The following is a 14,369-nucleotide window of genomic DNA, read 5'->3' as shown; positions in this document are numbered from 1 at the left end:
CTTTCGCTTTTATTCCTTAATATTTCTCTTTCTTAACGTTTTCTCTTGTATGACTTGTCCAGTATAGCAGAGTTTTTTGAAAATCCCCCATGAAAATTCTGAATTTTTCTTAATATTTAAGATGATGCCAGGGGCAAAACACCCAAATCTATTTCACAATCAGCTGCGCAGCCAGTCTGCATAACAGCAGATTACATGCTGAATCCGGAACAGTTCCGATTCACGGCTCACACTGCGCCACAATGCTTTGTAATCATACAGCCAGTATTCGAGTTCTTCTGCCAGTGCACAACGCTGCCCGCTGCATGTTTCATCTGATGTCTGATCACCCGCCAATACCATGCCCAGTTTCTGTAACAAAATCATTCCCTGTAATGCAATCAGATATGCGTGGATCTGTTTTTTCTGTTCTACCGGAAGATGTGACACAAATGCATACAGTTCACCTTTTATCTCTTCCAGCTGTTCTGCCGCTTTCTGATAAACTTCCATCGAATATAACGGTACTTCCCGGAGTTGTTCCAGCCTGTCTACCGCATTGCGCCAGGTAAACTTCCAGCTGACAGAGATTTTTGCCAGCACAGACACAAGTGTTTCTGAGACATCTCCATAAGCAATCCGGGATATCTGTCGGTTGATTTCGTCAAAGGCCGGAATCTCCGGATTCCAGGAAAATGCTGCTCCATAGATCATTCCAACCAGACTGAAATCCGGGTGATTGATATGCCCACAATCCCCCCAGTCCGTATTCAGTACACCATCTGCATGATAATCAACGGCATAGTGACACATCCTGCTGATATTTTCATAGGAAACTCTGATCTGATTTACCAGCTGATCCCAGCCACTCACCCCCGGGCAGTTATAAAGTCTCGCTCCGGCCCCGGAAAGTTTTCGTGTGGAATCCTCCGGCCAGTCAGCGTCATATCCCCAGTTCAGACAGATGGTTTCCTTTGGCAGTTCCTGTACAGCCTCCGGAAACGCACAGATGATATCGCCCCAGAACATCGGGATTTTTCCTTTGCTCACCACATACCCGCACAGTTCTTTGACAAAATCCAGGTACATACGCTGTGTACCTTTTGTCTCTGCCAGCCCGGCACTTTTTCCTTTTCCAAGATCAAAGGTTTCATCCGCACAGATATTAAAATACTTTGATGTAAACAATGGCATAAATTCATCGATCAGCGATTTTGCCAGCTGCATACTCTCCGGGTTTGACACATCCAGTGTGTGGTGCTTCATACGATCCACAAATCCAAATGGCTCCTGTTCCATATCCGGAAGTTCACACAAATGGCAGTACGTTTTGGTACGAAGCACTTTATACAAATGACCAAAACATGCAATACTCGGGATCAGTTCAATGTGGCGCTTTCTGCAGTAAGCATCCAGTTCCAGAATATCCTCCGGTGTCAGCGGTGTATCATCCCGCCAGACTTCCGAAAATTTTGCAAATAAAAATGTATGTTCCATGTACAGCTGCAACTGATTCAGCTTATATGCAGCCATACGGTCCACCAGTTTTTTCAGATAATCCATGGTCGGGATCCGGCCTCTGGTCACATCATGATAAAATCCACGATGTTCAATCTGAGGTTTGTCCTGAATGTTCGTGTACGGAAGACAGCAGCCCTCCTGCTGCGTCATCTGACGCAATGTCTGCATACCATAAAAAAGTCCACAGGCACTGCCGCCGGTTATGATGATTCCGTCTGCATTTATATGCAGCTCATACGCCTGTGCTTCCAGTGCTTCATCCAACCGCAGGCTAATATCCCCCGGACACGCACTGCCTCTTGTGATACGCAGCGCAAATCCCAATGATTCACAAAGGACCTGCTGAAACAGCTTTGCATCCTCATAGACCTCAGGTGGACAGCTGTTGTCCACTACAATGGCGCGGTTATAACAAATTGTAAAAATCCCCTCTGTCGTTTTCCACTTTCGTGGCTTTGGTAACAAATACATCATTTTCTCCTCCATGCTTCAACGAAAAGGGCAAACCCGGATTTTTCCTCCGGATTTACCCTTTACACTTAACACTTTATACCTAAAGAACTTTCGATAAAAATTCCTGTAGTCTCGGATTTTTCGGATTCTCGAAAAAATCCTTCGGATTATTCTGTTCTGCGATATTTCCGCCATCCATGAACAGAACGCGGGTACCCACCTCACGGGCAAATCCCATCTCATGTGTTACGACTACCATGGTCATTCCGTCATCAGCAAGCTCTTTCATCAACTGAAGAACCTCGCCTACCATTTCCGGATCCAGAGCGGATGTCGGCTCATCAAAAAGCATGACTTCCGGGTTCATGGCCAGGGCGCGGGCAATTGCAATTCGCTGTTGCTGACCACCGGAAAGCTGTTTCGGATATGCCTCCGCTTTATCCGGCAGACCGACACGCTCCAGAAGTTCCATCGCTTTCTGCTCTGCTTCGCTGTCTGACATGAGCTTTAACGTCACTGGTGCAAGCTTGATGTTCTCCTTAATAGTCAGATGTGGGAACAGGTTAAACTGCTGGAACACCATTCCCATTTTCTGACGCACCTTATCGATGTCTGTCTTCGGATCTGTGATGTCCTCGCCATCAACGGTAATCGTTCCGGCTGTCGGCTCCTCCAACAGATTCAGACAGCGCAGAAACGTTGATTTTCCGGAACCGGACGGTCCGATGACAACGACCTTTTCTCCCGGATAAATATGTTCATTGATTCCGGCCAATACTTTATGATCGCCAAAAGTTTTTTCCAGATTTTTAACGTCTATCACTGTTTCTCATCCTCCTCTCAATCAGTGCAAGTAGCTTGGATAAAGCGATAACGCACACAAGGTAGATCACTGCGATGCTGATGTACGGCATGAATGCCTGGTAAGTAACAGCCTGTACGGTCTGAGCTGCTTTTGTCAGATCCTTTGCTCCGATAACAGTCATCAGAGATGTATCCTTCAGTAATGTGATCATCTCATTTCCCAGTGCCGGCAAAATGTTTTTGATTGCCTGTGGGATAATGATGTGGCGCATGGTCTGTGTATAGTTCATACCCAGCGAGCGGCCGGCTTCCATCTGACCTGCGTCAACAGACATGATACCGCCTCGCACGATCTCCGCTACATAAGCACCGGAGTTGATACCGAACGCCAGTGTCGCTACTGCCACCTCATGTCGGCTGGATGAAAATACTACGAAATACATGATCATCAGCTGAACCATCATAGGGGTTCCCCGGATAATGGTCAGATAAACCTGACAAATTGCATTTAAAATGTTTAAGATCACATTGCCGAAGCCATGTGCATTTTTCTTTCTGGAATCATGTTTTGTGCGGACAATCGCCACCAGTACACCGATTGCAATACCCATCAGAAGGGCAAGTATTGCAACGCGGATGGTAACGGTAAATCCTTTTGCAAACAACTGCCAGCGATCTTTGGTAATAAAGGTCTGGGCAAAGTCATTTGCCAGTTTTGCAAACCATTCCTGCATGTTCATTTCTCCTCTTTTTATATACTTCCTGTAATCAGCAAAATGGGGGCAGCATAGCATGCTACCCCGTTTCATACGTTTCCTAACGTGGATTACTCAGCCTTGATATATTTATCAATAATGGACTGTAATGTTCCGTCTGCTTTTAATTTTGCCAGAGTCTCATTGATCTGATCTAATAACTCTGTATTTCCTTTTTTCACAGCGATTGCATAATCCTCTGTTACATACTCTGTATCAAGAATCTTTAATCCTGGATTCTCAGCTACGAAAGCTTTTGCCGGCTCGTTATCGATAACAACTGCATCTACTTTACCGGTCTGTAATGCCTGGATTGCACTTGCGCCGTTCGGATAAGCGGTTACATGATCCTCACCGAATCCACCGTTTTTCGGTGTATCGGAGCAGTAGATGTGGCCTGTTGTTCCCTGCTGAACACCGATCATCTTGTCATTTGCCAGATCATCCGGACCTGTGATATCGGAATCTTCCGGAACGATGATTACCTGAACACCGGTTGCGTAGCTATCAGAGAAATCTACATTCTCTTTACGCTCGTCAGTGACAGTCATGCCTGCCAGAGACATGTCAGCTTTTCCTGTTGTGATCGCCGGGATAATGGAATCAAAATCAATATCATCTACTTCCAGCTTTTTGCCCATTGCATCAGCAATTGCCTGTGCAATCTCGATATCGATACCTTTGTACTCCTCTCCATCTACATATTCATATGGCGGGAATGTTGCGTTGGTTGCCATAACCAATGTATCACTGTCAGATGTTTTTGTTGTCTCTGCTGCTGCGCTTCCGTCTTTTGCATCGGAACTGCTGTTATCTGTGCTGCCACATGCTGCCATGGAAAGCACCATTGCTGCAGCTGCCACCAGGGCTACGATTTTCTTTGCTTTCATATTTTTTCTCCTCTATACAATCCTATCTGAAATGTTTACTAGCGTTTATTATAGTTGCAATGAGAAGAGAATGCAATGGTTATTATGCATAAAAATAACTTATTTATGTATTTTTTTTCAGTCTTTCCTTATACTTTCTGTATTTTTGCGATTAAAAATATACGTTTATGCATTTTTTATGCATCTTTTATAAAGGTTTTTAAAATGAAACTGCTTTTCACCGGATGCATAATCTGCCACGATCTGTCCACTTCCATACAGTTTGTATTTGTAGCTGACCAGACCTTCCAGTCCCACCGGACCCCGGGCATGAAGTTTTCCTGTGCTGATCCCCACCTCTGCACCAAATCCATAACGGTATCCGTCCGCAAAACGCGTGGAACAGTTCTGATATACCCCGGCGGAATCCACCAGATTCATAAAATGCTCTGCGGTCTGTGGATTTTCAGTGATGATACAGTCTGTATGATGAGAGCCGAAGCGATTGATATGCACAATGGCTTCCTCCACACTTTTCACTGTTTTTGCAGAAAGAATGTAGTCCAGATACTCGGTCCTGTCATCCATCTCCGTAGCCGGTACACAGTCTACCACAGCTGCAATCTCTTTTGTGCCGCGCAATTCCACCTGTTTTGCATCCAGCGCCGCCTTCAGCATTGGCAGCAACTGCTCCCGGACATCCTCGTGAATGAGAATTGTCTCCACGGTATTGCAGGCAGACACATACTGCGTCTTGGCATCCACAATGATCGGAACTGCTTTCGCCAGATCTGCCTCCTTATCCACATAAATATGACAAATGCCATCTGCATGTCCCATTACCGGAATCTTGGTATGGTTCATAATATACTGCACAAAGGCATTGGAGCCACGCGGAATCAGCAGATCCACTGAATCATGACATTCCAGGAGTTCGTTGATCTCAGAACGGGCCTCCAGCTGCATCATACAATCTGCCGGAAGTCCTGCGTTGATCACAGCACGGTGGATAATATCAAACAGCGTTCTATTCGTGCGCAGAGCTTCACTTCCCCCTTTTAAGATCGCACAGTTTCCGCTCTTGATACACAGTGCGGAGATCTGTACCAGCGCATCCGGACGCGCCTCAAAAATCACACCGATGACACCGATGGGACAAGTGACACGTTTCAGCACCAGACCTTCATCCAGTTCACGGGCAAACTGTGTCTGAAACAGCGGATCTTCCATACCGGTCAGATCTGAAATACCTGCCATCACATCCCGCAGTTTTCCTTCATCAAATTTTAACCGTTTCCGGACCGGACCGGAGACACCATCTGCCTCCGCCTGCTCCATATCCTGCCGGTTTGCCTCAAAAATCTCTTCCTGATGCTGCTGCAGTGCTGTCCGCACCGCTGCCAGAGCTGCATTCCGCTGCTCATTTGTGGTGGCTGCCAGTTCCGGTGCCGCTTGTTTTACCATTTTTATTTGTTCCTGAAATAACATCGCTTCACTTTTCCTTTTCTCTCTTTATCTGCTACTGCCGGTTGACATTTCCGTTGACTACCTGATAAGTTCTGTTACCGTCTGTTACCGTTCCGGTATAGCCAAAATCTACCTGACCGTTCCGGATGTACCACCAGCCAAAATCATTCTGGGCGATTCCGTTGTAGCCGAAGTTGACTTTTCCATTTTCGATCCGCCACCAGCCCATCTCATTATCCGCTACGGTACTCCGGAAGATGACCTGGCCGCCACGGACATTCCACCATGCAGTATCTCCGTTTACCGTTCCTTCCAGCACGCTGTTTTTATCAAAATCTACTGCGCCATTCCGGATATACCACCAGCCGCCAACATTTTGTGCCAGACCCGTATAACCAAAATCTACTTTTCCGTCTGTAATCTTCCACCAGCCATACACATTTGCACATACATCATTATCAAAAATAACCTGGCTGTTCACTACTTTCCACCAGCCATACGTACCGTTTACCGTTCCTTCGATCACATCGGTATCGTCAAAATGCACCTGACCGTCACGGCAGTACCACCAGCTGTTTCCATTCTGACCAAATCCGGTGTAGCCAAAATCTACCGCACCGTTGTGGATATACCACCAGCCACCTGCATTCTGTGCCAGGCCGGTATAATCGAAATCTACTTTTCCGTTTGTGATCTTCCACCAGCCACTGGCATTTGCACATACATCATTGTCAAAAATAACCTGGCTGTTTACCACTTTCCACCAGCCATACGTACCGTTTACCGTTCCTTCGATCACGCCATTGTCGTCGAACTGTACTTTACCTCCACGGCAGTACCACCAGCTGTCTCCATTCCGGCCAAAACCGTTATAGCTGAAGTCCAGCACACCGTTTAAAATGTACCACCAGCCATATTCATTTGAAGCCAGTCCGGTGTAAGTCGTATCTATTTTATCATTTACCTTATAAACCCATCTGCCGTCTGTATCCTGGACCAGACCGGTAACGGTATTACCGATGATTTCAGAACGTCCGTAGATCGCCTTGTTAAAATACAGCCTGCGGATCAGTTCACGGATCGTATTCACTCCTGCATCCCCATCCACAGATAATCCTGCATTCTGCTGAAATGCCCTGACCGCTGCCTTCGTCGCCGGTCCATAGCTTCCATCCAGAGAAAGACCTGCGTTCTGATACTGATTCAGCGCATTCTGCAGCCACTGGATACCGATCTTGCTGACAGCCGGTGAAGTGGACGGCATCCGGTAATCCCCTGCATTGCAGTATGTCCACCCGAGACCGGAAGCATCGGTATATGCGTTGATCCTTCTCGTAATAAAATCTGTTCTATTTTTTTCTGATTTGTTAATCCAGCTGTTTCGATTTGTATATGCATAGCATACGGTAGTAATATGTATCTCATTCAGCGTCAGATCTCCGAGATTCCCAAAATTCTTTGCATAGGATAAAATCGTCTTCACGCCACCGGAACCACTCTGATTTTCAACATCCGCCAGATAAACAACGGCTGCCGCATTGCGGATACCGCGATTGTAAATGTCGTTGACATACCCTGTCACATCGGTATTTTCCTGCACATCCTGTGCCAGCTGACTCTGTGTGGTGGCAAGCAGTGTCCGCATCTTTTTTGCCTCGTCATCCGTCAGGACACGTTTGCTCCAGCTTGCATCACTGAGAATCTCGTTGTACAGTGCATCGCCAAGGATCGCCTGTGCACTTGCAGCATCTCCGGAAATAATAATCCGCAGAAGGCTTTTCGCACGATCCGCATGCCACTGCATCTTTCCGATGGAAAGTGCCCCGTTGTCGTTCGCATTCACAGAGCTGTAACTACCCTCATATTTACGGATCATTACTTTGGCGGCATTTATAATATCGGTAGTAGCCACACCACCAATGGTGGACGGTGCTGCCGCTGTCAGTAAAATTCCATCATTGGAATAAGAAGCGATCTCCTGCTGCAACTCGACTGCCTCACTGTCACTCAGAATATCGGTATCTGTCTCTTCCGCCTGATCCATCTGCTGTACAGCAGTAGTTTCCATATTGGAAGCCGCCGGGACAGCTGCTGCAAAAGCGGCGGAACTGCTGCTTGCTGTCAAAGCGATCACAAGCCCGAAAGCTGCTAATTTTTTACGTTTCATCTGTATGTACCCTCCTTACGGAACCACGAATTTTATGTATGTTATGTATGCTTTGCAGATCGTGATTCATTGTTATTTCTGTCTGCTTGTAGCTGTTTTTATCATCTTCATAACCCCAAATTATGTTCTGTTTCCCAGCTGCCAGAATGCCACTGCACTGGCTGCTGCTACATTCAGGGAATCCACCCCATGTGCCATGGGGATCTTTACGGTATAATCACAGTCCGCAATGGTCGTTCCACCCAGACCGTCTCCTTCCGTACCAAGCACGACTGCCAGTTTGTCCTCTGCCATCAATCCGGCATCATCAATGCTCACGGAATCATCGCGCAATGCCATGGCTGCAGTTTTAAATCCCAGCTTCTGCAGACATGCCATACCGTCCTCCGGCCACTTTTCTTTCTCCGGAAAGATCGTCCACGGCACCTGAAATACTGTTCCCATACTCACGCGCATCGCCCGGCGGTACAGGGGATTGCTGCATCCCGGAGTCAGCAGCACCGCATCCATATGAAGTGCCGCCGCAGAACGGAAAATTGCTCCCACATTGGTAGGGTTTACGACATTTTCCAGCACTGCGATGCGATGGGCTTTCTGACATACCTCTGCAACCGTCGGCAGCACACGTCGTTTCATAGCACAAAGCATTCCTCTGGTCAGTGCAAAGCCGGTCAGCTTCGTCAGCACTTCATATTCTGCTGTATAGACCGGAATATCTCCGCATCGTGTAATCAGCCCTTTCGCCTGTGTCTCAATGTGTCTGTGCTCCACCAGCATGGAGATCGGCTCATAACCCGCATCCAGCGCCCGTTCGATCACCTTTGGACTTTCTGCGATAAAAATCCCCGGTTTCGGTTCATGGATCCGCAGTAACTGAACCTCCGAATAACGTGCATACACATCCAGTTCCGCTGATTCAAAATCTGTTATTTCTATTATATTTGCCATATTTTCATTTATACTCCTGTATCCTTCGTGCAAAATCTTTATTCCATTTCGAAGAATTACTTTGTAATCTTGTAAAGCGGACAAGTAAATTTATCTGATTTATTCTCCATTTTAGCATAATTTTCAAAAATATGGTAGGTAAAGCGGACATTCGCAATCCGCTTTCGCTACTTGCTCATGAACGCAGTCGCTTTGCGACCTGTCAGTGGGAGCTTTTAACTCCCACTGACATAAGCATCCCCCTTACCCACCGCTTAGTGCTCTACACACTTGAAGCGGGGGATTGCTTATTCTGCGTTCACACTCTTTGTTTTTTAATTTTGCCGGTAAATCTGTTCCCCTGTGACTGGTGTATAACGAATCAGTCCGGCAGCATCCAGATTTTCCTTATGCATGTCAACTGCGGAAATCCGGTGATTTTCATAGGTTGTATAATAATAAATCCCACGATTCAGATTACAGCAGGAAGTATACAGGGTGATCTCGTATTTTCCTTCCGTCACTTCACAGCATCCACGCTGCTGATCCACGGAACCTAAAATGTGGAAAAACTGACTGACACTTCCGCTTTCCGAATCGTCGGATATGGAATGCAGTCGTGTAAATGCCACCCGTGCAAAGCGAGAACTAGAAGACAGATCCCCGGGAAGTCCCAGTGCACCCATGCCACGGCTATATGCCTGCAGATCCAGCTTATCTGAAAAATGATTTTCCGGCTGTCTCGGAGACAAATGCATATATTGGTTCAGCAAAAACATCTGCTGTGGAAATGGCGGATTATTGGTCAGCACCTCTGCCGGATTGTCATACACATGCAAGCCATCTGCCATACACTCCACCACGATACAATCTTTTGTATCAGCGATCATCCAGTGAAGCTGCGCCGTCGGAAGACTTTCATGAAACGGAGTCCCCACCAGCTGCATCTGCACCAGACAGTCTTTCGCTTCCTGCACCGTGGCACACTGACGCAAAATCCACAGAATAAATTCATACTGTGCCACATTTTTCTTTTCATTTGACAGTTCCTGATATACTGCATTTCCAACAAAATTCAGTCCTGCCATACCCAGTCCTTTTTCATTGATCGCATCATAATAAAGCGGATAATCCCCGACTACATGCGCCATTCCAAGGATCGCATAATTTTTCTCAATGGCTCCTATATGACGAAACTTCAACGGATAGTTCCTGGGAGTGATGGTCACTTCATCCCCATAGGAAAATTCGTAATCCAGTGTTCTGCCAAAATACGTATCTTTTGTTCGGTAAACTGCTGCTGTACACATGCTGCTTTTCCTCCATTTACTATATCAATTTATTCTCCTCAGAATCAATGCTCATCCTCAAAAACCTCTGTAAGACATTTTGCAAAAGCTTCCGGTTCATCAGAAGCAAAATTATGGTATCCCGGAACTGTCAGATACTTCCAGCCTTTTGCTTCTGCCGCCTGATGCGCCGAACGATGAAACATTCCCATTCTGTCATCGGAACCACATGCCACCGTTACCGGAACGGATATATCAAAATCGTCCAATTTCAATCCGGAAAAGCTGTCCATTTCTTTTTCCAGAAACAGTTCCAGATTTTTCAGATTGCGGCTCTGCTGCTCCATGGACTGTCCTTCTTTCTCCCGGTTCATACCCCCCATGGCATTCACAAAATGCATCATGCAGGTGATGATCCGATGCTTCTCGGTGCCCTTTCGCAGCTTCTCCCAGAAAGCATCCTGTTCCGCTGCCAATTCTCCGCTTCCGCGCATCAGAGGTTCATGCAAAAATACCTGCCGCACCAATTCGGGGTATTTCGTTGCCAGAGCTGCTGCCACCGCACCACCGGCACTGCAGCCAGCTACAAACACACCCGTGCTCTGGTCTGCTTTTCCATTGCTCTTACCTGTGTAACATTCATTAATCTGATTTTCTTCTCCCTTACTCGGGGCTGCACTACATCCGTCACTCTGCAATCCTGCTTCTACCGGGCACTGCCCGTCTTCAGCCTTCCGTTTCTGCTCCAACCGAATGATCTCTGCCGCATCTTCCGCATGCGCCCAGACAGAAAAACCGTTCTCTCCCTCTGCCGCAATGCTCCGGCTGTATCCCCGCCGGTCATAACTGATCACGGTAAACGTTTCTGCCAGAAGTTTCGATGTCTCCCGGAAAAATTCACTGTCACAGGCTACTCCATGTATGAGCAGAAGGATAGGGCCACTGCCTTCCCTTCTGCAAAACAGCCTTCCATGCGCTGTCTCGATCTCATATTCCATTTTGCGCTTCCTCCATCATCTATAATTAATTCAAGAATGCACTCGAAACATTGGAATGCTTATTCTGTGTTCAAACACTGTTAGTTTAACATAGATTTGAAGTAATAGAAATGAAATCTTCTTTTGTCGGTTTTTACTTATGCACTCTCCGTATCCTACTTCATCATAGCCAGCTTTTATATTTCCTGCTTCAGACAGGTTTTGATATCGTCCTCCGCATTGCTGATCAGATGCAGCTGGAACGTATCCACCAGATACTGCACCACATTCGGGCTTAAAAACGCCGGCAAAATCGGTCCGAGATAAATATTTTTGATTCCAAGACTCAGCAGTGCAAGCAATACCGCCACAGCTTTCTGTTCATACCAGGACAGGATCATGGACAGCGGAAGGCTGTTGACATCCGTGTCAAAGGCATCTGCCAGTGCCGTCGCAATGCGCACTGCCGAATATGCATCGTTACACTGTCCCACATCCAGCAGACGCGGCAGCCCCGCTACGGTTCCGAAATCCAATTTGTTAAACCGGTATTTTCCACATGCCAGGGTCAAGATTACACAGTCCTCCGGCACCAGCTGTGCAAATTTGGTAAAATAGTTTCGTCCCGGCCGGGCACCGTCACAGCCGCCGATAAGGAAAAAGTGGCGGATCTGTCCGTCCTTCACGGCCTGCACGATTTCTCCCGCATGGCTCAGTGTAGCCTCATGGGCAAAACCAGTCAGAAGTTCGTCCACCTGCTGATACTCCGGACAGTCAGAGGGTTCTGTCGGACGTACATCCCGATCTGTATCATATCCGCCAAGCGCCAATGCCTGCTGAATGATCTCGCTGAAATTTTTTTCCCCGTTTTCCTTTCTGGGAATATATTTCACACCATCCCATCCAACCACGTTTGTGCTGTATATCCGGTCTTTATAACTGTCCCGCGGTTTCATCAGACAGTTTGTCGTCATTAGAATACAGCCCGGAATATTGTCGAACTGCTTCTGCTGCTCCTGCCATGCACCACCGAAGTTTCCCACCAGATGCGGATATTTTTTCAACCCCTCGTAACCATGCCCCGGCAGCATTTCTCCGTGGGTATAAATATTGACACCGGTCCCCTGGCTCTGCGCAAGCAACATCTCCAGATCATGAAAATCATGTCCGGAAACAATGATAAACGGCCCTGCCTTCAACGTCATCGGTACGGCATGCGGCGATGGGTTACCGTAAACGGTTGTGTTTGCCTCGTCCAGTTTCTGCATGATCTCCAATGCCATAGTTCCTGTCTTCATCGCCAGCTGGATCAGTTCTTCCACCGTCAGCTGATCGTCGGTGACTGCCGCCAGTCCCTGAATATAAAAATCATCCACCGTATCACTGTAATATCCCAGTTCCCGTGCCTGGTGTCCATAGGCACTGATCCCTTTCAGACCATAGATCACCAGCTGACGAAGAGAACGGATATCTTCATCCAGATTCTGGTCATACATAATACCGGCAATCTGTGACGTGCGCAGCATCTCACTCTTTGTCTCCGGCAGCCGGTACGCCATATAAATATTTTCCGTTCCGGTGCCACCGGTCTGCTGCCGCAGTTCATCCTTAATCTTCTGTGCTTCCTGTAAAAGTTTCACATGCACTTCCGGGTCAAAATTTACATTGGTCAATGTCGTAAACAGGCAGTTCTCTACAAAGGACACCACACGTTTCTCCGGCCGCATCCCTTTTTTCAGAAGGATGTCACCATAACAGCTGATTCCCTTTAACTGAAAAATGAGCAGATCCTGCAAATTGGCTACTTCCGGGGTTTTTCCGCACACACCTTGTTTCGTACAGCCTTTCCCATTTGCTGTCTGCTCACACTGATAACAAAACATCTCGTATCCGAGTTCCATATTATTCTGCATCGCAATTCCTCCGGTTTCTCATAATCATATTTTTGACTTTATTTAAGATTCCTGTTCCACGAATTTTTATACATACAAAATAATCTGAAAAACGGTCCATCCTGCAATTCTAAATAAAGAACATTGTAAAATTGCAGACAAAAAAACGAAGCCACAGCGCATAACTCTGTGACTCCGCTTTTTTTACATTTTTTGGTGAATTGAAAATTTATATGGTTTTTACTCTTCTGCTGCTTCTTCGTCAGCTTCCTCATCCTCCGGGATGCTGTTTCTGATTGCATCAACCATCACAACGATAGCTTCCGGATCGGTGTGGATATCGACATCCGGGTTCTTAGAGATCTCAAGATCTTTGACACGGATCACGTCGCCGACTTTCATGCCTGCTACATCAACGGTAACATGGTCAACCAATGCTGCCGGTAATGCTTTGTATTCAATCTCCTCCAAGCACTCCTGCAGAGCACCCTCAAGAACTTTCTCACGGTTTTCAATCTGAACTGCTGCTGTTGAGTGAACTTTCTCAGTACTTACCAGTGCCTGGAAATCAATCTCATCAACACAGCGTTTCATTGCATTATAATCTACCTCTTTGATCAGAACATCGTAATCCTGACCTTCTACGTTCAGCATGATCTGGCTTCCTTTGTGATCTGTCTTTAACAGACGTTCCACTTCGAATCTGTCCATCTTCAATGGAATAGAGCCCTCGATCGCTTTACCGAACAGGTTACCTGTTACGAATCCCTCTCTTCTGAGTTTCTTTGCTTTGACATCCATGCTTCTTTTTTCAGCTTTTAAAGTATTCATTTATCTTTTCCTCCAAAAATCTGAATTGCTTAGCAGCCTTCTACAAAGAGGTTTTGTTAAGTAGTTCTTTATTTGTTACAGCGTCATTATAGCAGGTGTAGCAGAAACAGATTAACCAAAATTTTAGAAAATATGATGTTATTTTTGGTTATTTTTCAACTTTTCATCCGTCATTTTTGTTATACAAGCAAAAACGCTATGTTCATTCACCTTTTTCTCATACCGCTTACTTGTGTTTACATCTTACATATGATAAGAAAAATCTACTTTTCCGCCGCGTACATACCAGGTTCCATATTCATTGGTTGCAAATCCGTTGTAATTGAAATCTACTTTTCCGGCAGTTACTTTCCACCAGCCGTACTCATTCTGTACCAGTCCGTTGTAAGTGAAGTCAAGCGCTCCATTTACTACCATGAACCAGCCATATTCGTTTGC

General features: G+C 46.4%; 12 protein-coding genes. All 12 read right to left on the bottom strand.

Translation table 11 applies throughout. The features are described from left to right. Nucleotides 1-159: 159 nt before the first annotated feature. On the bottom strand, nucleotides 160-1,974 hold the full coding sequence (locus HMPREF0373_RS04230) for a glycoside hydrolase family 20 zincin-like fold domain-containing protein (protein WP_242831182.1): 1,815 nt from the start codon (nucleotides 1,972-1,974) through the stop codon (nucleotides 160-162). A 79-nt stretch (nucleotides 1,975-2,053) separates the two neighbouring features. Next, complete coding sequence (locus HMPREF0373_RS04225) at nucleotides 2,054-2,776, bottom strand: amino acid ABC transporter ATP-binding protein (protein WP_021738382.1); 723 nt, start codon at nucleotides 2,774-2,776, stop codon at nucleotides 2,054-2,056. Continuing rightward, nucleotides 2,763-3,491 carry an amino acid ABC transporter permease gene (locus HMPREF0373_RS04220; protein WP_044962903.1) on the bottom strand — a complete coding sequence of 243 codons (729 nt, stop codon included), beginning with the start codon at nucleotides 3,489-3,491 and terminating at the stop codon, nucleotides 2,763-2,765. Before HMPREF0373_RS04220 ends, HMPREF0373_RS04225 begins: the two co-directional genes overlap by 14 nt. A gap of 92 nt (nucleotides 3,492-3,583) precedes the next feature. Next, nucleotides 3,584-4,402: a basic amino acid ABC transporter substrate-binding protein gene (locus HMPREF0373_RS04215; protein ID WP_021738380.1), complete on the bottom strand. Its 819-nt coding sequence runs from the start codon at nucleotides 4,400-4,402 to the stop codon at nucleotides 3,584-3,586. A 165-nt stretch (nucleotides 4,403-4,567) separates the two neighbouring features. Further along, complete coding sequence (locus tag HMPREF0373_RS04210; RefSeq protein WP_021738378.1) at nucleotides 4,568-5,869, bottom strand: glutamate-5-semialdehyde dehydrogenase; 1,302 nt, start codon at nucleotides 5,867-5,869, stop codon at nucleotides 4,568-4,570. A 31-nt stretch (nucleotides 5,870-5,900) separates the two neighbouring features. Continuing rightward, complete coding sequence (locus HMPREF0373_RS17250) at nucleotides 5,901-8,015, bottom strand: peptidoglycan-binding domain-containing protein (RefSeq protein WP_021738377.1); 2,115 nt, start codon at nucleotides 8,013-8,015, stop codon at nucleotides 5,901-5,903. Nucleotides 8,016-8,135: 120 nt separating this feature from the next. Beyond that, a complete protein-coding gene (locus HMPREF0373_RS04200; protein WP_044962900.1) occupies nucleotides 8,136-8,963 on the bottom strand; it encodes a TrmH family RNA methyltransferase in 828 nt (275 codons plus the stop codon). Between the two features lie 314 nt (nucleotides 8,964-9,277). Beyond that, nucleotides 9,278-10,252, bottom strand: coding sequence for a choloylglycine hydrolase (bsh, locus tag HMPREF0373_RS04195; RefSeq protein ID WP_021738375.1), 975 nt, complete (start codon nucleotides 10,250-10,252; stop codon nucleotides 9,278-9,280). 44 nt (nucleotides 10,253-10,296) lie between these two features. Next, the gene (locus HMPREF0373_RS04190; protein ID WP_021738374.1) at nucleotides 10,297-11,229 is read right to left on the bottom strand and encodes an alpha/beta fold hydrolase; all 933 of its coding nucleotides are present in this window, start codon (nucleotides 11,227-11,229) and stop codon (nucleotides 10,297-10,299) included. A 176-nt stretch (nucleotides 11,230-11,405) separates the two neighbouring features. Beyond that, nucleotides 11,406-13,121, bottom strand: coding sequence for a hydroxylamine reductase (gene hcp / locus HMPREF0373_RS04185; RefSeq protein WP_021738373.1), 1,716 nt, complete (start codon nucleotides 13,119-13,121; stop codon nucleotides 11,406-11,408). A gap of 219 nt (nucleotides 13,122-13,340) precedes the next feature. Beyond that, nucleotides 13,341-13,931: a 50S ribosomal protein L25 gene (locus tag HMPREF0373_RS04180; protein ID WP_021738372.1), complete on the bottom strand. Its 591-nt coding sequence runs from the start codon at nucleotides 13,929-13,931 to the stop codon at nucleotides 13,341-13,343. Between the two features lie 243 nt (nucleotides 13,932-14,174). Further along, the coding region (locus tag HMPREF0373_RS16920) for a hypothetical protein (RefSeq protein WP_021738371.1) at nucleotides 14,175-14,369 on the bottom strand (195 nt) is incomplete at its 5' end.

Source organism: Eubacterium ramulus ATCC 29099, assembly GCF_000469345.1.
Taxonomy (GTDB): Bacteria; Bacillota; Clostridia; order Lachnospirales; family Lachnospiraceae; genus Eubacterium_I; species Eubacterium_I ramulus.
Note: the sequence above shows the minus strand (reverse complement) of the source record. Positions and strands in the feature narration are given on the sequence as shown.

Coding starts and splice junctions, on each gene's coding strand:
- HMPREF0373_RS04190 (WP_021738374.1), bottom strand. CDS start 11,229: ATGGAATATGAGATCGAGACAGCGCATGGAAGGCTGTTTTGCAGAAGG.
- HMPREF0373_RS04200 (WP_044962900.1), bottom strand. CDS start 8,963: ATGGCAAATATAATAGAAATAACAGATTTTGAATCAGCGGAACTGGAT.
- HMPREF0373_RS17250 (WP_021738377.1), bottom strand. CDS start 8,015: ATGAAACGTAAAAAATTAGCAGCTTTCGGGCTTGTGATCGCTTTGACA.
- HMPREF0373_RS04230 (WP_242831182.1), bottom strand. CDS start 1,974: ATGATGTATTTGTTACCAAAGCCACGAAAGTGGAAAACGACAGAGGGG.
- HMPREF0373_RS04180 (WP_021738372.1), bottom strand. CDS start 13,931: ATGAATACTTTAAAAGCTGAAAAAAGAAGCATGGATGTCAAAGCAAAG.
- HMPREF0373_RS04215 (WP_021738380.1), bottom strand. CDS start 4,402: ATGAAAGCAAAGAAAATCGTAGCCCTGGTGGCAGCTGCAGCAATGGTG.
- hcp (WP_021738373.1), bottom strand. CDS start 13,121: ATGCAGAATAATATGGAACTCGGATACGAGATGTTTTGTTATCAGTGT.
- bsh (WP_021738375.1), bottom strand. CDS start 10,252: ATGTGTACAGCAGCAGTTTACCGAACAAAAGATACGTATTTTGGCAGA.
- HMPREF0373_RS04220 (WP_044962903.1), bottom strand. CDS start 3,491: ATGCAGGAATGGTTTGCAAAACTGGCAAATGACTTTGCCCAGACCTTT.
- HMPREF0373_RS04210 (WP_021738378.1), bottom strand. CDS start 5,869: ATGTTATTTCAGGAACAAATAAAAATGGTAAAACAAGCGGCACCGGAA.